Here is a 17,782-nt window from a genome sequence, read left to right as displayed (position 1 = left end):
CCCGAGGACCGACGCCGCCGTGTTCGATACTCTCTCCGATCGCCTTTCAGCGACCTTCAAGAATCTGCGCGGCAAGGGGCGTCTGAGCGAGGCGGACATCGACGCCACCGCGCGCGAGATCCGCATCGCGCTCCTCGAAGCGGACGTGGCCCTGCCGGTCGTCCGGACGTTCATCAAGAACCTCAAGGAGCGCGCGCTCGGCGCCGAGGTCTCCAAGGCGCTGAACCCCGCCCAGCAGGTCCTGAAGATCGTCAACGACGAGCTGGTCACCATCCTCGGTGGCGAGACCCGCCGGCTGCGCTTCGCCAAGCAGCCCCCGACCGTGATCATGCTGGCCGGTCTCCAGGGTGCCGGTAAGACCACCCTCGCGGGCAAGCTCGGCAAGTGGCTCAAGGAGCAGGGCCACTCCCCGCTGCTGGTCGCCGCCGACCTCCAGCGCCCCAACGCCGTGAACCAGCTCAGCGTCGTCGCCGAGCGCGCCGGGGTCGCCGTCTACGCGCCCGAGCCGGGCAACGGCGTCGGTGACCCGGTCAAGGTCGCCAAGGACTCGATCGACTTCGCGAAGTCGAAGGTCCACGACATCGTCATCGTCGACACCGCCGGCCGCCTCGGCATCGACCAGGAGATGATGCAGCAGGCGGCCGACATCCGGGACGCCGTCTCGCCCGACGAGATCCTTTTCGTCGTCGACGCGATGATCGGTCAGGACGCCGTCAACACCGCCGAGGCCTTCCGCGACGGCGTCGGCTTCGACGGCGTGGTGCTGTCCAAGCTCGACGGCGACGCGCGCGGTGGTGCCGCGCTGTCGATCCGGCAGATCACCGGCAAGCCGATCATGTTCGCGTCGAACGGCGAGAAGCTCGAGGACTTCGACGCGTTCCACCCGGACCGGATGGCCTCCCGCATCCTCGACATGGGTGACCTGCTCACCCTGATCGAGCAGGCGGAGAAGACCTTCAGCCAGGAAGAGGCCGCCAAGATGGCCTCCAAGCTGGCGTCCAAGAAGGGCCAGGAGTTCACCCTCGACGACTTCCTGTCCCAGATGGAGCAGGTCCGCAAGATGGGCTCCATCTCCAAGCTGCTCGGCATGCTGCCGGGCATGGGCCAGATCAAGGACCAGATCAACAACCTGGACGAGCGGGACGTCGACCGCACCGCCGCCATCATCAAGTCGATGACCCCGGCCGAGCGCCAGGACCCGACGATCATCAACGGCTCGCGCCGCGCCCGTATCGCCAAGGGTTCCGGTGTCGAGGTCAGCGCGGTGAAGAACCTGGTCGAGCGGTTCTTCGAGGCCCGCAAGATGATGTCCCGCATGGCCCAGGGCGGCGGTATGCCGGGCATGCCGGGGATCCCGGGCATGGGCGGCGGCCCCGGCCGCTCCAAGAAGCAGCCGAAGAAGGCCAAGGGCAAGCAGCGCTCCGGCAACCCGATGAAGCGCAAGCAGCAGGAGCAGGAGGAGGCCGCCCGCCGCGCGGCCGCCGCGCAGAACGGCGGCGCGTTCGGGCTGCCGGGCCAGCAGGCCGGGCAGGACTTCGAGCTGCCGGACGAGTTCAAGAAGTTCATGGGCTGACCCGCGTCGGTCACCCGCCACCCACGCCGGCCACTCGCGTCGGCCGTACGTCGCCCGGGGGCGCCTCTCGTCGGAGGGGCGCCCCCGGCGTCGTACGTACGCATGCCCGTGCGGCTTTCCTGTCGTAACGTCCCGATATGACCAACCCCGCGCCGCCGCGCAAGTCTCCCGACCAGCCCTGGCGTACCGAGGGCACGCCCGAGGAGCCGGCGAAGCCACCGTCCGGCGGGCGGCGGTGGCGCGGCGGCTGGTGGAACCTGGTCGCCGCCGCGGTGATCGTGTTCGTGATCGCCAACCTGGCGCTGTCCTTCTTCGGCGACGGCGACGAGCCGACGATCTCCTACACCGAGTTCAGCAGGCAGGTCGACGACGGCAACGTCAGCAAGATCTACTCCAAGGGCGACGCGATCCAGGGGGAGCTGAAGCAGGCCCGGGACCGGCCCGGGGGCGGCGGCACCTACACCAAGTTCAAGACCCAGCGGCCCGCCTTCGCCGACGACCGGCTGTGGGAGGACCTGACCCGCAACAACGTCACTGTCACGGCGGAACCGGTGGTCCAGCAGCGCAGCCTGCTCGCCAACCTGCTGATCTCGCTGGCGCCGATGCTGCTACTGGTCGTGCTGTGGATCGTCATCGCGCGGCGGATGCGGGCGGGCATGGGCGGCGCCGGTGCCATGTTCGGGCGCAAGGAGCCGCCGAAACCGGTGGAGCTGGTGCCCGGGGAGAAGCGGACGACGTTCGCGGACGTGGCGGGGATCGACGAGGTCGAGGGCGAGCTGAACGACGTCGTGGACTTCCTGAGGAACCCCGACGCCTATCGGCGGATGGGCGCCAAGATGCCGCGCGGTGTGCTGCTCGCGGGTCCGCCCGGCACCGGCAAGACCCTGCTCGCGCGGGCGGTGGCCGGGGAGGCGGGGGTGCCGTTCTTCTCTGCGTCGGCCTCCGAGTTCATCGAGATGATCGTGGGCGTGGGCGCCTCCCGGGTGCGGGAGCTGTTCGCCGAGGCGCGGAAGGTGGCGCCGTCGATCATCTTCATCGACGAGATCGACACCATCGGCCGCGCGCGGGGCGGCGGCGCGGCGATGGGCGGGCACGACGAGCGCGAGCAGACGCTGAACCAGATCCTCACCGAGATGGACGGCTTCTCCGGCTCGGAGGGTGTGATCGTGATCGCGGCGACCAACCGCGCGGACATCCTCGATCCCGCGCTGACCCGGCCCGGCCGGTTCGACCGGGTCGTCAACGTCTCGCCGCCGGACCGGGGCGGCCGGGAGGCGATCCTGCGGATCCACACCCGGGAGATCCCGCTGGCCGACGACGTGGACCTCGCCCAGGTCGCCCGGACCACCCCCGGCATGACCGGCGCCGAGCTGGCCAACCTCGCCAACGAGGCGGCCCTGCTCGCGGTGAAGCGGCGGCAGGACCGGGTGACGCGGTCCGACCTCTCGGACGCCCTGGAGAAGGTCCAGCTCGGCGCCGAGCGGGCCCTGGTCATGCCCCTGGAGGAGCGGCGGCGCACCGCGTACCACGAGAGCGGGCACGCGCTGCTGGGCATGCTCCAGCCGGGCGCCGACCCGGTCCGCAAGATCACCATCGTGCCGCGCGGACGCGCGCTCGGCGTGACGCTGTCGACGCCGGACGCCGACAAGTACGCGTACACCGAGGAGTACCTGCGCGGCCGGATCATCGGCGCGCTCGGCGGGATGGCCGCCGAGCACGTCGTCTACGGCGTCATCACCACCGGCTCGGAGAGCGACCTGGAGCAGGTCACCAGGATCGCGCGCGGCATGGTGGCCCGCTGGGGCATGAGCGAGCGGGTCGGCCGCCTGTCCGCGCTGCCCGACGACGACCGGCAGACGTACGGCCTCGCCGCCGCGCCCCGGACCCTGGACGTGATCGACGGCGAGATGCACCGCATAGTGGACGACTGCTACGAGGAGGCCTGCCGCAAGCTGCGCGACCACCGCCCCCGGCTGGACGCGCTCGCGGCGGCCCTGCTGGAACGGGAGACCCTGGAGGAGGCGGACGCCTACCGCATCGCGGGCATCACCCGGCTGACCAAGGACGCCGAGGACTGACCCCCTAGGGGACCCGCGCGATCAGGTAGCGGAAGACGTTCGGCATCCACACCGTGCGGTCCTGGCGGCGGTACGGATGCAGGGCCTCCTTCAGCTCCTTGTCGACCTGGGCCTGGTCGGTGGCGGTGATCGCCGCGTCGAACAGCCCGGTGGAGAGCAGCCCGCGCACCGCGCTGTCCACGTCGGCGTACCCGAAGGGGCAGGCCACCCGCCCCGAGCCGTCGGGGCGCAGGCCGGCGCGTTCGGCGACCTCCTCCAGGTCGTCGCGCAGGGCCGGGCGCCAGCGGCCCGCGCCGCGTGACGGGTCGGCGAGCTTGTCGGCCACCCGCAGCACGGCGGTCGTGGCGCACCGCTCGGGCGGCCCCCAGCCGGCCAGCACCACCGCCGCCCCGCGCGCCGCGCGCGGGGTCGCCGCGCCGAGGAGCCCGGCCAGTCCGTCCGAGTCGCCCGCGCGGCACCCGATGGGCTCGAAGGCGGTCACCAGGTCGTACGGCGGTCCCGACGCGCCCGCCGGGTCCGCGGGCCGGTCCGCTCCGTCGAGCGAGGCGCCCACGGCCGGCGCGGCGGGAGCGGTGGCCCTCGCGTGCGTGCCCGGCGGCTGCGCGCGGAGCCGTTCCCGCGCGAGGGCGAGCCGTTCCGGTGAGGCGGGCTCGACACCGGTGACCGCGGCGCCTCTGGAGGCGGCCATCAGCAGGGCGAGTCCGCTGCCGCAGCCGAGGCCGAGCAGCCGCGTGCCGGGCCCCACGTCCAGTCGCTCGTAGACGGCCTCGTAGAGCGGTACGAGCATCCGCTCCTGGATCTCGGACCAGTCACGCGCGCGTGCACTCAGGTCCACGCGGGGTGCGCCCCCCGTGTGCGGGTGCTGACGCACGAGCGTAGGTGTCATATGTAAGCGCCCCATTCCGCCGAGAGTTGCCTCTGTCCCCGTTCTCCTGAAGCCCCCGTGACGTGCGCCCGCCCCCCGTATGCCAGGAAACTCCGGGCTCGCGACGGCGTCCAGTGGTACGGGGCCGCGGCTTGGTTCCACGCGCGCGCGGCGGCGAGATTTCACGTTCCGGCAACCTGGGCCGTACGGCGTTCACAGGCGTGGGACGGGCCGGTGCCGGGCGGCGGAACCGCACCCGGTAACGTCACGGGAGCCGGCGTCGCTGTCCCGAGTGGGGCGGAGTCGGCCGAAAACGCCTCTTGCGCACCGGAGGACCCCACACGCCCCGGCGCGCGCAACGGGGCGTACGCGCCGGGGCGTACGTCAGGCTACGTACCACCTTGTGTCGAGCTGTGCGCCTTCTCCGCAGATCAGCGCACCCGCCCTCGTCAGGACGCATCAGCGGCAACTGACGGGTACGTGCAAATTATTTGGGATGCCCCGGAATAGGAACACAGCGGGACCCCGGCTCGTTGTCATTACGTGAGCACGACACCACCTGTTCTCGCCGCAGAGCTGGCGCAGGCGTGGGCCGACATTCAGCGGTACCACCCCGAGCTGCCGGATCTTGCCGCGCCCGAGTCCCTGATCGGGGAGTCGTCGTCCGCCTGCGGACACGAACTCTCCTTCGAACGACTGCTCCACGAGGCAGTCCACGGCATCGCCGCCGCGCGCGGAATCCGAGACACCTCCCGCGCCGGCCGCTACCACAACCGCAGATTCCTCGCGATCGCCGAGGAGCTGGGCCTGGACCACCCCGAGGAGCCGCACCCGAGCAGCGGCTTCTCGCTGGTCACGCTCAACCCCGAGGCGAAGCGGCGTTACCGCCCGACCATCGAGCGCCTGCAGCGGGCCCTGAAGGCCCACTCGGCGGCGACCTCCGCCGACACCACCCGCACGTTCCGCGGCCCGGCCGCCCGGCACGGCTCGTCCGGCGGCGGGGTGCGCGTCAAGGCCGTCTGCGACTGCGGGCGCAACGTCCGCGTCGTCCCCTCGGTCCTGGCGCAGGCCCCGATCGTGTGCGGCGGCTGCGGCAAGCCGTTCCGGATCCCCGAGGTGGTGGGCGCGGGCGCGGCGAGCTGAGCGCTCCGGCATCTCGTGGGTGCCGGAGGCGGGAGACTCGTGCCGCGCGGGTGCCGCCGGCCGCCGCGTGCCGGTGGCACCGTGCCGCCCCGGCCCGCACCCGACGTCGTTCACCTCTGCGCCGGGTGCGGCGCCGTCGTGCCCGCACGACCCTCGGTCGGAAGGGTCCCTGGGGGTATGGCACAATGGCTAGCTGTACTCGACAGCCGCATAGGACCCCTCTCTCCTCCGGCTGACGCGTCCATCGGGCACTCGGGTACCGCAACCCCACGCGGCATTCTCGCCGTGCCCAACCACGTCAAATCCAGGAGAACCCACTCCCGTGGCAGTCAAGATCAAGCTCAAGCGTCTCGGCAAGATCCGTTCGCCTCACTACCGCATCGTCGTCGCCGACTCGCGTACGCGTCGTGACGGCCGTGCGATCGAGGAGATCGGCAAGTACCACCCGACGTACAACCCGTCGGTGATCGAGGTCGACGCCGAGCGCGTGGCGTACTGGCTCTCCGTCGGCGCCCAGCCGACCGAGCCGGTCCTCGCCATCCTGAAGAAGACCGGTGACTGGCAGAAGTTCAAGGGCGAGCCCGCCCCGGCTCCGCTGCTCGTCGCCGAGCCGAAGAAGGAGCGCCCGTCGTTCGAGGCCCTGGCCGGCGACGACGAGGGCAAGGGTGAGGCCATCACCCAGAAGAAGAAGGCTGAGAAGAAGGACGAGGCCGCGGCCGAGTCCTCCGAGTCGACCGAGGCCTGAGCATGCTCGAGGAGGCTCTCGAGCACCTCGTGAAGGGCATCGTCGACAACCCTGACGATGTGCAGGTCGCCTCGCGCAACCTGCGCCGCGGGCGGGTGCTCGAGGTCCGGGTCCACCCGGACGACCTCGGCAAGGTGATCGGCCGCAACGGCCGCACCGCACGCGCCCTGCGCACCGTCGTGGGCGCCATCGGCGGCCGTGGCGTCCGGGTCGACCTCGTCGACGTGGACAACGTCCGCTGACGCAGCACAGCACCGGCTCGGGCCGGGGAGGGCCACTGGGCCGTCCCCGGCCCGCAGTCGTATGAGCCGCCACCGCGGCTCGCGTTTCCGACAGGAGAGCAAGCACAGTGCAGCTGGTAGTCGCACGGATCGGCCGCGCCCACGGCATCAAGGGCGAGGTCACCGTCGAGGTCCGCACCGACGAGCCGGAACTGCGGCTCGCCCCCGGCGTCGTACTCGCCACCGACCCCGCCTCCGCGGGGCCCCTGACCATCGCGACCGGCCGCGTCCACAGCGGCCGTCTCCTCCTGCGTTTCGAGGGCGTCACCGACCGCAACGCCGCCGAGGCGCTGCGCAACACGCTCCTGATCGCCGACGTCGACCCCGAAGAACTGCCCGAGGGCGAGGACGAGTACTACGACCACCAGCTGATCGACCTCGACGTGGTCACCGAGGACGGGGTGGAGGTCGGCCGGATCACCGAGATCTCGCACCTGCCCACCCAGGACCTGTTCATCGTCGAGCGGCCCGACGGCACCGAGGTGATGATCCCGTTCGTCGAGGAGATCGTCACCGACATCGACCTGGAGCGGCAGCGGGCCGTCATCGACCCGCCGCCCGGGCTGATCGACGACCGCGCGGTGATCGCCTCCGGCCGGGACGAGTCCCCTGAGCTGAGTGAGTCCGGCGAGCCGAGCGAGTCCGGTGAGTCCCGTCAGTCCGGCGGGGGCGAGGCGTGATGCGGCTCGACGTCGTCACGATCTTCCCCGAGTACCTGGAACCGCTGAACGTCTCCCTCGTCGGCAAGGCCCGCGCGCGCGGGCAGCTGAACGTACACGTCCACGACCTGCGGACCTGGACGTACGACCGGCACAACACCGTGGACGACACACCGTACGGCGGCGGCCCGGGCATGGTCATGAAGACCGAGCCGTGGGGCGACGCCCTGGACACCGTCCTCGCCGACGGCTACGAGACCGGCGCCCACGGCCCCGCGATCATCGTGCCCACCCCCAGCGGCCGGCCCTTCACGCAGGAGCTGGCCGTGGAGCTGTCCGAACGGCCCTGGCTGATCTTCACCCCTGCCCGCTACGAGGGCATCGACCGGCGGGTCATGGACGAGTACGCCACCCGGATACCGGTCTACGAGGTCTCCATCGGCGACTACGTCCTCGCCGGCGGCGAAGCGGCCGTACTCGTCATCACGGAGGCCGTGGCCCGGCTGCTGCCCGGCGTCCTCGGCAACGCCGAGTCCCACCGCGACGACTCCTTCGCGCCCGGCGCCATGGCCAACCTCCTGGAGGGCCCCGTCTACACCAAGCCGCCGCACTGGCGTGGCCGGGAGATCCCGGAGGTGCTGCTCAGCGGGCACCACGGCAAGATCGCCCGCTGGCGCCGCGACGAGGCACTGCGGCGTACGACGCTCAACCGGCCCGACCTGATCGAGCGCTGCGACCCCAAGGCCTTCGACAAGAAGGACCGCGAGATGCTCTCCATCCTGGGCTGGTCGCCCGACCCCGAGGGCGAGCCGTACGGCCGATTTTGGCGCAGGACCGACGGCGTGGAAGAATAGACCGCTGTTGTGCGCCGTCCGGCGTGCGCCCCTGCCACAGGGGGACACGACGCCCGCCCCGACCCGCACAGCGCTCATCCAGAACCCCTAGTTCCCGTTGATGACCTGTGGCATCAGCGAAGAAAGCAGACGAAATGTCTCACCTGCTCGACTCCGTCGACGCCGCGTCGCTGCGCAGCGACATCCCGGCCTTCCGCCCGGGTGACACCGTGAACGTCCACGTCCGCGTCATCGAGGGCAACCGCTCTCGTGTGCAGCAGTTCAAGGGCGTGGTGATCCGTCGCCAGGGCTCCGGCGTGCGCGAGACCTTCACGGTCCGCAAGGTCTCCTTCTCCGTCGGCGTCGAGCGCACCTTCCCGGTGCACACCCCGATCGTGGAGAAGATCGAGCTGGTCACCAAGGGTGACGTCCGCCGCGCCAAGCTGTACTACCTGCGCGAGCTGCGCGGCAAGGCGGCGAAGATCAAGGAGAAGCGCGAGAGCTGAGCGCTTCCCGGGATCACGATCCCAGGGTGCACAGCGGCGCCGGATAGCATCTGGCCCCGATGGACACCGAAGCACAGCCGACGGAGCGCGACCGCTCCTCCGAACCCGCTCAGCGGGGCGCGGAGGGCCGGTCGCGTTTCGCGTTGGTGTCGCGGATCGCCGACTGGCTCCCGGGCGGGCGGATCACCCTCACCGCTCTGGTCTGCCTGCTCTTCCTGCTGCTCCTCAACACGTTCGTGGCGCAGCCGTTCCAGATCCCCAGCGGATCCATGGAGCCGGGATTGAGGATCGGCGACCGCGTTCTCGTAAACAAGGTGGCGTACCGTTTCGGAGCCGAGCCGCGGCGGGGCGACGTCGTCGTGTTCGACGGCACCGGGTACTTCGGGGACGCCGACTACATCAAACGCGTCGTGGGCGTGGGGGGAGACCACGTGGTCTGCTGTGACAAGGAGGGGAGGCTCCGGGTGAACGGCCGGTCCGTCGACGAGACGGCGTTCCTGCATGCCGGCGACCGCGCGTCCTCCGTGCCCTTCGACCTCGTCGTGCCCGACGGCAGGCTCTTCGTCCTCGGCGACCACCGCAGTGCCTCCAGCGACTCCCGCGACCACCTGGGCTCACCCGGCGGCGGCATGATCCCCGTCGAGGACGTGATCGGCCGCGCGGACTGGATCGTCTGGCCGGCGGGCCACTTCAGGCGGCTGGAGCGGCCCGAGGCGTACGAGCGGGTGCCCGGCGCATCGGACGGCGCGGAGGCGTCCGGTCCTGCGGCGGGCGCACCCGTGGGCGCGCTCGGCGGCTCGGCGGGCGCGGGCGGTGGCCATGGGTAACCGCGGCAAACCACGCGGTGCGCCCAGCAGCCCCGCCGAAGACCTCCTGCCCACCGGCACGCGGCGCGCCTCCGCGCCGACCGGTGGCGGACGTACCCGCGCGGAGCGGCGCAAGCTGCAACGCAAGGTCAAGCGGCGGCGGCGCCGGTCGGCCATCAAGGAGATACCGCTCCTCATCGGGGTCGCCGTCCTCATAGCGCTGGTCCTGAAGACCTTCCTGGTCCAGGCGTTCGTCATCCCGTCGGGCTCCATGGAGCAGACGATCCAGATCGGCGACCGGGTGCTGGTCGACAAGCTCACCCCGTGGTTCGGCGCCAAGCCGGAGCGCGGGGACGTCGTCGTGTTCAAGGACCCGGGGGGCTGGCTCAACGACGAGCAGCCCACCCAGAAGAAGGAGGACCCCGTCGTCGTCAAACAGGTCAAGGAAGGGCTCACCTTCATCGGCCTGCTGCCCTCCGACAACGAGAAGGACCTGATCAAGCGGGTCATCGGAGTCGGCGGCGACCGCGTCAAGTGCTGTGACGCGCAAGGTCGGGTCACCGTCAACGGCGTTCCCCTGAACGAGGGGGACTACCTGTATCCCGGCAACGCCCCCTCCACCACCGAGTTCGACGTCACCGTGCCCGAGGGCCGCCTGTGGGTGATGGGCGACCACCGCGCGGACTCCGCGGACTCCCGCTCCCACCAGGACACGGACTACGGCGGCACGGTCGCCGAGGACCAGGTGGTGGGGCGGGCCATCGTCATCGCCTGGCCGTTCAACCACTGGACCACACTCGACGAACCGGAAACCTTCGCATCCGTGGCCGACCCGGCGTCCGGGTCGACCACAGCCGCCCACGTGTCGCATAGGGTTGCCCCCGATGCTCCGAGCGTGCCGGACCCCAGACCTCTGGCTCCGGGCGCGTCGGATCCGAACGCAATGACCCAGCTCCCGAGCCCTGCGGAACTCCCGCTCGTTATGGGAGTGGTGGGCCTGCGCCGTACATGGGGCAGGCAGCGGCACAGAGTAAGGAGTTGGCGTGGGGGATGTGGCGGTTGGCGCACGGTCCGGACACGACGGCGAGGAGCACCGCGGACACCCCGTGGAACCGGCCGGCCCGGCCGCGGACAGCGCCGTGACCTCCGGGAGTGACACGACGACGGCCGAGGACGGCAGGGTGAGCGACGAACAGCAGCGGACGGGCGAGCAGGGCGCGGAGGGCTCCGGTTCCCCGCCCGCGAGGAAACAGCGCTCCTTCTGGAAGGAGCTGCCGATCCTGATCGGCATCGCCCTCGTGCTCGCCCTGCTGATCAAGACGTTCCTGGTGCAGGCGTTCTCGATCCCCTCCGACTCCATGCAGGACACCCTGCAGCGGGGCGACCGGGTGCTGGTCGACAAGCTGACCCCGTGGTTCGGCTCCGAGCCGGAGCGCGGCGAGGTGGTCGTCTTCCACGACCCCGGCAACTGGCTCGCGGGCGAGATCCCGCCGGAGCCCAACGCCCTGCAGACCTTCCTCTCCTGGATCGGCCTGATGCCGTCCTCCGAGGAGAAGGACCTGATCAAGCGGGTCATCGGCGTGGGCGGCGACACGGTCGAGTGCAAGGGCAGCGGCCCCGTGAAGGTCAACGGCAAGGCGCTGAACGAGCCGTACATCTACCCCGGCAGCACGCCGTGCACCGTCGACAGCACGGGCGGCCAGTTCAAGGTGACGGTCCCCGACGGCTACATCTGGGTCATGGGCGACAACCGGCAGAACTCGCGCGACTCCCGCTACAACAAGGCGGACAAGTACCAGGGCATGGTCCCGGTGGACGAGGTCGTGGGGCGGGCCATCGTGAAGGCCTGGCCGATCACCCGCTGGGGCACCCTGCCGGTTCCGGACACCTTCGACCAGCCCGGTCTGAACGACAAGGCGTCGGCCGCGGCGGCCCTCCCGGCCGCGCCGCACGTGCTCGCGCTGGCCGGCGTGGTGCCGGTGGCGCTGTGGCGGCGGAAGCGGTTCTCCCTCGGGGGCGCCCACCGCTGAGGCGGTCCCGGCAGTCCCGGTGGTCCCGCTCTTCGCTGCGGCCCCGGCGGTCCCGGTATCGGCCGTGGCCCGGCCGGCGGTCCCGGTGGCGTGAGGGCTGACCGGGTCCGGTACCGCCGGGTAGGGTGCGGCCCATGGCTGGCGAGAGCACGACACGTACGGCCCCGCGTGGCGGGAGCACAGGCAACGGCCCGGCGGGCGGCCGGACCGGACAGCGACTGTCCGGGCTGGCTGTCGCGCTGGGCCTCGTGCTGTTCCTGGCCGCCTTCGGCTGGGGAGCGGTGGTCTACCGGCCGTACACCGTGCCGACCACCTCGATGGCCCCGACGATCGGCGCGGGCGACCGGGTGCTCGCCCAGCGGGTCGACGGCGCGGACGTACGCCGTGGCGACGTGGTCGTCTTCAAGGACGCCACCTGGGGAAACGCGCCGATGATCAAGCGTGTCGTGGCCGTCGGCGGGGACACCGTCGCCTGCTGCCAGGACGGCAAGCTGACGGTCAACGGCAAGCGGATCGACGAGCCGTACCTGTCCGACGGGCAGGCCGGATCCGCCGATTTCCCCACGGTCACCGTGCCCGAGGGACGGCTGTTCCTGCTCGGTGACGAGCGGCACGGCTCCCTGGACTCCACTGCCCACCTCACGGACGCCGCGAGCGGCTCCGTGGCCCGCGACGCGGTCTCCGCGCGGGTCGACGCCGTCGTATGGCCCATGGACGGCATGCTGCCGCGCCCGGCCGGCTTCGAGGTGCTCGGCGGCTCACCGTCCGAGCCGGGGCCTCTGCGGACGATCGTGGCGCTGGTCGTGGCGGGCGCCGTCCTGGTGCTCGGCGGCGCCGCGTACGGGCCGCTCGCCCAGCGCGCGGCCCGCGCCCGGGCCGGGACGGAGACCGCCGGTGCCCGCTGAGGCGAGGGACGCGCAGGCGCACCCGGGCCTGGAGGGCGAGGTGCGCAAGGTGGCGCGCGTGGTCCTGCTGGACCCGCGGGACCGCATCCTGCTGCTGCACGGCCACGAGCCGGGCGACCCGGCCGACGACTGGTGGTTCACCCCGGGCGGCGGGGTCGAGGGCGACGAGACCCGTGAGGAGGCCGCGCTGCGGGAACTCGCGGAGGAGACGGGCATCACGGATGTGGAGCTGGGCCCGGTCCTGTGGCGGCGGATGTGCTCCTTCCCGTTCGCCGGGCGCCGCTGGAATCAGGACGAGTGGTACTACCTGGCCCGTACGACCCAGACGGTGACCGAGGCCGTGGGGCTGACCGAGCTGGAACGGCGCAGTGTCGTCGGAGCTCGCTGGTGGACGTGTCGGGAACTGAGCCGGGCACATGAGACGGTGTATCCGACCAGACTCGCCGGGCTGCTGCGCCGGCTGCTCGACGAAGGTCCCCCCGCCCGTCCGGAGATCCTCGACACCGAAATCGTCTAGGGGCTCGCGGGACTGGCGCACAATGGTGGGATCGCACGGCTGAAGGGGAACATGCCATGAGCGCCGAGGACCTCGAGAAGTACGAGACCGAGATGGAGCTCAAGCTCTATCGGGAGTACCGCGATGTCGTCGGTCTGTTCAAGTACGTGATCGAGACCGAGCGGCGCTTCTACCTGACCAACGACTACGAGATGCAGGTGCACTCAGTCCAGGGTGAGGTGTTCTTCGAGGTGTCCATGGCGGACGCCTGGGTCTGGGACATGTACCGGCCGGCTCGGTTCGTGAAGCAGGTCCGGGTGTTGACGTTCAAGGACGTGAACATCGAGGAGCTGAACAAGAGTGATCTGGAGCTGCCCGGCGGGTGAGTGAGCATGTGCCTGTGCGGGTGCGTGCGGGTGAGCGGGCATGAACATCACCTGTGTGGGTGAGGGGTTTCTCCACAACCGCTGAGTTGTGCACCAAGATCCACTCCGGGCCGGCGGATGCGTGACGGTTGGCGCCGGAGGTGGTGCCGACATGAACACACAGCTGGCACACAGCGCACTCGGCAGGTACGGCGAGGAGCTGGCCGCGCGGCGGCTGGCCGAGGCCGGGATGACGGTCCTGGGACGCAACTGGCGCGCGGGCCGGACCGGTGAGATCGACATCGTGGCGCGGGACGGCGACGTCCTGGTCGTCTGCGAGGTCAAGACCCGCAGGGCGGGCCGGTTCCAGCACCCGATGGCCGCGATCACCCCGGCCAAGGCGGGCCGGCTGCGGCGGCTCGCCGAACGCTGGATGCAGGAACACGGCGGAGCACCGCCCGGCGGAGTCCGCATCGACCTGGTCGGCGTCGTCCTGCCCGACCGGGGCGCGCCCGTCGTCGAGCATGTGCGGGGGGTGGCCTGAATGGGCTTCGCACGCACCTGTTCCGTGGCCCTCGTCGGAGTCGAGGGCGTCGTCGTCGAGGTCCAGGCCGACCTGGAACCGGGCGTCGCGGCGTTCACCCTGGTGGGGCTGCCGGACAAGAGCCTGACCGAGAGCCGGGACCGGGTCCGGGCGGCGGTGGTGAACTCCGGGGCCGAATGGCCCCAGAAGAAGCTCACGGTCGGGCTGAGCCCGGCCTCCGTGCCCAAGGCGGGTTCGGGGTTCGATCTCGCCGTCGCCTGCGCGGTGCTCGGCGCCGGCGAGCGGATCGACCCGCGGGTCCTCGCGGACATCGTGATGATCGGCGAGCTCGGACTGGACGGCCGGGTGCGCCCCGTGCGCGGCATCCTGCCCGCCGTCCTCGCCGCGGCCGACGCCGGATACGAACAGGTGGTCGTCCCGGAGTGCGCGGCCGCCGAGGCCGCCCTGGTCCCCGGTGTGTCGGTGCTCGGCGTGCGCAGTCTGCGCCAGCTGATCGCCGTCCTGGCGGACGAGCCGGTGCCGGAGGAGGAGAAGGACGACCTGGGCCGCCCGGACCCGCTGCTCGCCGGACTGCGCGTCCCCGGCACCGGCGCCGCGACCGGCATGCACAGCCTGGGCGCCGCCCAGCAGGACCACGGCTACGACCTCGTCGACGTCGTCGGCCAGATCTCGGCCCGCACGGCGGTGGAGGTCGCCGCCGCGGGCGGACACCACCTGTTCCTGGAGGGACCGCCCGGCGCCGGGAAGACCATGCTCGCGGAGCGGCTGCCGGGCATCCTGCCCCCGCTCACCCGCGAGGAGTCGCTGGAAGTGACGGCCGTGCACTCGGTCGCGGGCCTGCTGCCGCCGAACAATCCCCTGGTCGACATCCCGCCCTACTGCGCCCCGCACCACTCGGCCACCATGCAGGCGCTGGTCGGCGGCGGCCCCAACATCGCGCGACCCGGCGCGGTCTCGCTCTCCCACCGGGGGGTGCTCTTTCTGGACGAGGCGCCCGAGTTCAGCGGCCAGGCCCTCGACGCGCTGCGACAGCCCCTGGAGTCCGGGCACGTGGTGATCGCGCGCAGCGCGGGCGTGGTGCGCTTCCCGGCGAAGTTCCTCATGGTGCTCGCGGCCAATCCGTGCCCGTGCGGGCGTTTCTCGGCGACGGGCGATCTGTGCGAGTGTCCGCCGTCGGCGATCCGCCGCTACCAGGCCCGGCTCTCCGGGCCGCTGCTCGACAGGGTCGACCTGCGGGTGGAGGTGGACCGGGTCTCGCGGGCCGAGCTGACCGGCCTCGCCGCCCGGGGCGAGTCCACCGCGACGGTCGCCGACCGGGTGCGCGCAGCGCGGGAACGGGCGGCGGCCCGTCTGGCCGGCACCCCCTGGCGGACCAACAGCGAGGTGCCCGGGCGGGAGCTGCGCAGCCGCTGGCACGCGGTAAGCGGGGCCCTGGACGAGGCCGAGCGGAACCTGGAACGCGGGGTGCTGACGGCCCGCGGCCTCGACCGGGTGCTGCGGGTCGCCTGGACCGTCGCGGACCTGGTCGGCCACGACCGGCCCGACGCCACCGACGTGGCCCTCGCCCTCCAACTGCGCACGGGCGTCCCGCGCGGGGTGCCGATGGCCATCGGGGCGCTGACATGAGCGGCGACGACCCCGACCTCCTCGCCCGGGTCTTCCTCACCCGCGTCATCGAGCCCGGCGACGAGACCACCGGGCGCTGGGTGCGGGAGCTCGGCGCGGCGGAGGTCGCACGGCGGCTGAAGGGCGCCGACGGGCCGCTGCCGGGGGTGAGCGGGCGGCGCTGGGACGGCCTGCGGGCGCGGGCGCGGCGGGCCGAACCCGAGCGGGACCTCGACCTCGCGCGGGCCGCCGGGGTCCGGTTCCTCGGACCGGGCGACGGGGAGTGGCCCCGGCAGCTCGACGACCTCGGGGACGCCCGGCCGCTGGGTCTGTGGGTGCGCGGACGGGCCAGTCTGCGGATGTGGGCGCTGCGGTCCGTGGCCGTCGTGGGCGCCCGGGCCTGCACCGAGTACGGCGCCCACATGGCCGTCGGGCTCGCCGCCGGGCTCGCGGAGCGTGGCTGGGTGGTGGTCTCCGGCGGCGCCTACGGCATCGACGGCGCCGCCCACCGGGGCGCCCTCGGCGCGGGCGGCGCCACCATCGCGGTCCTCGCCTGCGGGGTCGACCGGCCCTATCCGCCGGGACACGCCGGTCTGATCGGCAGGATCGCCGAACAGGGGCTCGTGGTGGGCGAGTTGCCGCCCGGGGACCATCCGACCCCGAGCAGATTCGTGCTACGCAACCGGGTCATCGCCGCCCTCACCCGCGGCACGGTGGTCGTCGAGGCCGCCCACCGCAGCGGCTCGCTCGCCACCGCGCGGGCCGCCCAGCGGCTGGGCCGGCACACCATGGGCGTGCCCGGTCCGGCGACCAGCGGCCGGTCGGCGGGGGTGCACGAGCTGCTGCGCGGGGAAGCGGTGCTGGTCACCGACGCGGCGGAGGTCGTGGAGCTGGTCGGCGACATGGGCGAGCTGGCTCCGGAGCGCCGCGGCCCGGTGCTGCCGAGGGATCTGCTGGCGCCGGGCGCCCGGCGGGTGCTGGCCGCGCTGCCCGGGCGGGGCGCGGCCTCGCCGGACCGGATCGCGCGGGGCGCGCAGACGACGGAGGACGACGCGATCGCGAGGCTGTACGAGCTTCGAGCACTTGGTTACGTCGAACGACACGGCGACGGCTGGAAGTTGACACGCCAGGCGATGATCTCCGTTCGGCGCGCTCACGACCCGGGTTGACGCTGCGTGTTCGGCCGTCCGGGGGAAGCCCTACAGCCTTGGGAAATCACCGAGTTGGTGGATTATTGCGATCACTCAGAGCGACGGGTGTGACCCGGTAGGGCGCGCAGCGGAACGTATCTGCGCCCCCTTTGTGCTCCGAAGTTCGCGCACCGCGACACGTCAGTCACGCTACGCTCACGAGGATCCCGACACAGTCCGGCAACTCCACCCCAGAGCGACAGCTCCCCCAGGTACCACCCTTCACGGCAGAACGGCACAAGGCGACGAATGCCCCAGCACACCTCCGGGTCCGACCGGGCGGCGATCTCCCCAGCCGCCCGTGACGGTGGCAGCGTGCGGCCGCCGGCTCCCTCGACGCTCGACGAGCTCTGGCGGTCGTACAAGGCGACGGGTGACGACCGGCTGCGCGAGCAGCTGATTCTGCACTACTCGCCGCTGGTCAAGTACGTGGCGGGACGGGTCAGCGTGGGGCTGCCGCCCAACGTGGAGCAGGCCGACTTCGTGTCCTCCGGGGTCTTCGGGCTGATCGACGCGATCGAGAAGTTCGACATCGACCGGGAGATCAAGTTCGAGACGTACGCGATCACCCGGATCCGCGGTGCGATGATCGACGAGCTGCGGGCGCTGGACTGGATCCCGCGCTCGGTGCGGCAGAAGGCGCGCAACGTGGAGCGGGCCTACGCCACGTTGGAGGCGCGGCTGCGGCGCACGCCCAGCGAGGGTGAGGTGGCCGCCGAGCTGGGCATCGCCGTGGACGAACTGCACGCCGTGTTCAGCCAGTTGTCGCTGGCGAACGTGGTGGCCCTGGAGGAGCTGCTGCACGTCGGCAGCGAGGGCGGGGACGGGCTCAGCGTCATGGACACGCTGGAGGACACCGCCGCGGACAATCCCGTCGAGGTGGCCGAGGACCGGGAACTGCGGCGGTTCCTCGCGCGCGCGATCAACACGCTGCCGGAGCGCGAGAAGACCGTCGTCACGCTCTACTACTACGAGGGCCTGACCCTGGCCGAGATCGGGAACGTGCTCGGGGTGACCGAGAGCCGGGTCAGCCAGATCCACACCAAGTCCGTGCTCCAGCTGCGGGCGAAGCTGGCGGCCTTCGGGCGCTGAGACGGCGGTGTGCCGGGTCCCTCCCGCCGGGAGTGGCCGGTCCGTAAAGTGATGGACGTGCCAAGG

19 protein-coding genes are annotated in these 17,782 nt (G+C 71.8%); 18 read left to right on the top strand and 1 reads right to left on the bottom strand.

The window, feature by feature from the left end; all coding sequences use genetic code 11:
• Positions 1 to 19: 19 nt before the first annotated feature.
• Positions 20 to 1,573: a signal recognition particle protein gene (ffh, locus tag ACIG0D_RS21275; protein ID WP_399803008.1), complete on the top strand. Its 1,554-nt coding sequence runs from the start codon at positions 20 to 22 to the stop codon at positions 1,571 to 1,573.
• Between the two features lie 137 nt (positions 1,574 to 1,710).
• Positions 1,711 to 3,651 (top strand): ATP-dependent zinc metalloprotease FtsH, encoded by a 1,941-nt coding sequence (gene ftsH, locus ACIG0D_RS21270; protein WP_399803005.1) that lies wholly within the window; start codon positions 1,711 to 1,713, stop codon positions 3,649 to 3,651.
• A 4-nt stretch (positions 3,652 to 3,655) separates the two neighbouring features.
• Here ftsH and ACIG0D_RS21265 read toward each other — a convergent pair whose 3' ends face one another.
• A complete protein-coding gene (locus ACIG0D_RS21265) occupies positions 3,656 to 4,537 on the bottom strand; it encodes an SAM-dependent methyltransferase (RefSeq protein ID WP_399803003.1) in 882 nt (293 codons plus the stop codon).
• Positions 4,538 to 5,059: 522 nt separating this feature from the next.
• Between ACIG0D_RS21265 and ACIG0D_RS21260 the strand changes: the two genes are divergently transcribed.
• From ACIG0D_RS21260 to whiG, 16 genes are all read left to right on the top strand, one after another.
• Positions 5,060 to 5,659, top strand: coding sequence for a hypothetical protein (locus ACIG0D_RS21260; protein ID WP_166002509.1), 600 nt, complete (start codon positions 5,060 to 5,062; stop codon positions 5,657 to 5,659).
• A 322-nt stretch (positions 5,660 to 5,981) separates the two neighbouring features.
• The gene (rpsP, locus tag ACIG0D_RS21255) at positions 5,982 to 6,404 is read left to right on the top strand and encodes a 30S ribosomal protein S16 (RefSeq protein ID WP_365758457.1); all 423 of its coding nucleotides are present in this window, start codon (positions 5,982 to 5,984) and stop codon (positions 6,402 to 6,404) included.
• 2 nt (positions 6,405 to 6,406) lie between these two features.
• Positions 6,407 to 6,646, top strand: a complete 240-nt coding sequence (locus tag ACIG0D_RS21250) for an RNA-binding protein (protein WP_029385578.1) — start codon at positions 6,407 to 6,409, stop codon at positions 6,644 to 6,646.
• 107 nt (positions 6,647 to 6,753) lie between these two features.
• Complete coding sequence (gene rimM / locus ACIG0D_RS21245; RefSeq protein WP_399803001.1) at positions 6,754 to 7,365, top strand: ribosome maturation factor RimM; 612 nt, start codon at positions 6,754 to 6,756, stop codon at positions 7,363 to 7,365.
• Positions 7,365 to 8,198 (top strand): tRNA (guanosine(37)-N1)-methyltransferase TrmD, encoded by an 834-nt coding sequence (gene trmD / locus ACIG0D_RS21240; protein WP_399802998.1) that lies wholly within the window; start codon positions 7,365 to 7,367, stop codon positions 8,196 to 8,198. Before rimM ends, trmD begins: the two co-directional genes overlap by 1 nt.
• A 134-nt stretch (positions 8,199 to 8,332) precedes the next feature.
• Positions 8,333 to 8,683 (top strand): 50S ribosomal protein L19, encoded by a 351-nt coding sequence (gene rplS, locus ACIG0D_RS21235; RefSeq protein WP_103811168.1) that lies wholly within the window; start codon positions 8,333 to 8,335, stop codon positions 8,681 to 8,683.
• A 59-nt stretch (positions 8,684 to 8,742) separates the two neighbouring features.
• Positions 8,743 to 9,510 carry a signal peptidase I gene (gene lepB / locus ACIG0D_RS21230; RefSeq protein WP_399802996.1) on the top strand — a complete coding sequence of 256 codons (768 nt, stop codon included), beginning with the start codon at positions 8,743 to 8,745 and terminating at the stop codon, positions 9,508 to 9,510.
• Positions 9,503 to 10,645 carry a signal peptidase I gene (gene lepB / locus ACIG0D_RS21225; protein WP_399802993.1) on the top strand — a complete coding sequence of 381 codons (1,143 nt, stop codon included), beginning with the start codon at positions 9,503 to 9,505 and terminating at the stop codon, positions 10,643 to 10,645. Before lepB (ACIG0D_RS21230) ends, lepB (ACIG0D_RS21225) begins: the two co-directional genes overlap by 8 nt.
• A complete protein-coding gene (lepB, locus tag ACIG0D_RS21220) occupies positions 10,533 to 11,519 on the top strand; it encodes a signal peptidase I (RefSeq protein ID WP_399802991.1) in 987 nt (328 codons plus the stop codon). Before lepB (ACIG0D_RS21225) ends, lepB (ACIG0D_RS21220) begins: the two co-directional genes overlap by 113 nt.
• A gap of 134 nt (positions 11,520 to 11,653) precedes the next feature.
• The gene (gene lepB, locus ACIG0D_RS21215; RefSeq protein ID WP_399802989.1) at positions 11,654 to 12,424 is read left to right on the top strand and encodes a signal peptidase I; all 771 of its coding nucleotides are present in this window, start codon (positions 11,654 to 11,656) and stop codon (positions 12,422 to 12,424) included.
• Complete coding sequence (locus ACIG0D_RS21210) at positions 12,414 to 12,941, top strand: NUDIX hydrolase (protein WP_399802987.1); 528 nt, start codon at positions 12,414 to 12,416, stop codon at positions 12,939 to 12,941. Before lepB (ACIG0D_RS21215) ends, ACIG0D_RS21210 begins: the two co-directional genes overlap by 11 nt.
• A gap of 56 nt (positions 12,942 to 12,997) precedes the next feature.
• Positions 12,998 to 13,306, top strand: a complete 309-nt coding sequence (locus tag ACIG0D_RS21205; RefSeq protein WP_003965949.1) for a DUF2469 domain-containing protein — start codon at positions 12,998 to 13,000, stop codon at positions 13,304 to 13,306.
• Between the two features lie 121 nt (positions 13,307 to 13,427).
• Positions 13,428 to 13,829: a YraN family protein gene (locus ACIG0D_RS21200; protein WP_399802984.1), complete on the top strand. Its 402-nt coding sequence runs from the start codon at positions 13,428 to 13,430 to the stop codon at positions 13,827 to 13,829.
• The gene (locus ACIG0D_RS21195; protein WP_399802981.1) at positions 13,830 to 15,455 is read left to right on the top strand and encodes a YifB family Mg chelatase-like AAA ATPase; all 1,626 of its coding nucleotides are present in this window, start codon (positions 13,830 to 13,832) and stop codon (positions 15,453 to 15,455) included.
• Positions 15,452 to 16,603, top strand: coding sequence for a DNA-processing protein DprA (gene dprA / locus ACIG0D_RS21190; protein WP_399802978.1), 1,152 nt, complete (start codon positions 15,452 to 15,454; stop codon positions 16,601 to 16,603). The genes ACIG0D_RS21195 and dprA overlap by 4 nt, the downstream gene beginning before the upstream one ends.
• Before the next feature lie 270 nt (positions 16,604 to 16,873).
• A complete protein-coding gene (whiG, locus tag ACIG0D_RS21185) occupies positions 16,874 to 17,716 on the top strand; it encodes an RNA polymerase sigma factor WhiG (RefSeq protein ID WP_365758481.1) in 843 nt (280 codons plus the stop codon).
• Positions 17,717 to 17,782 lie beyond the last annotated feature (66 nt).

This window comes from Streptomyces sp. NPDC052773, from assembly GCF_044547145.1.
GTDB lineage: Bacteria > Actinomycetota > Actinomycetes > Streptomycetales > Streptomycetaceae > Streptomyces.
This window is presented reverse-complemented; position numbering and strand designations above follow the sequence as displayed.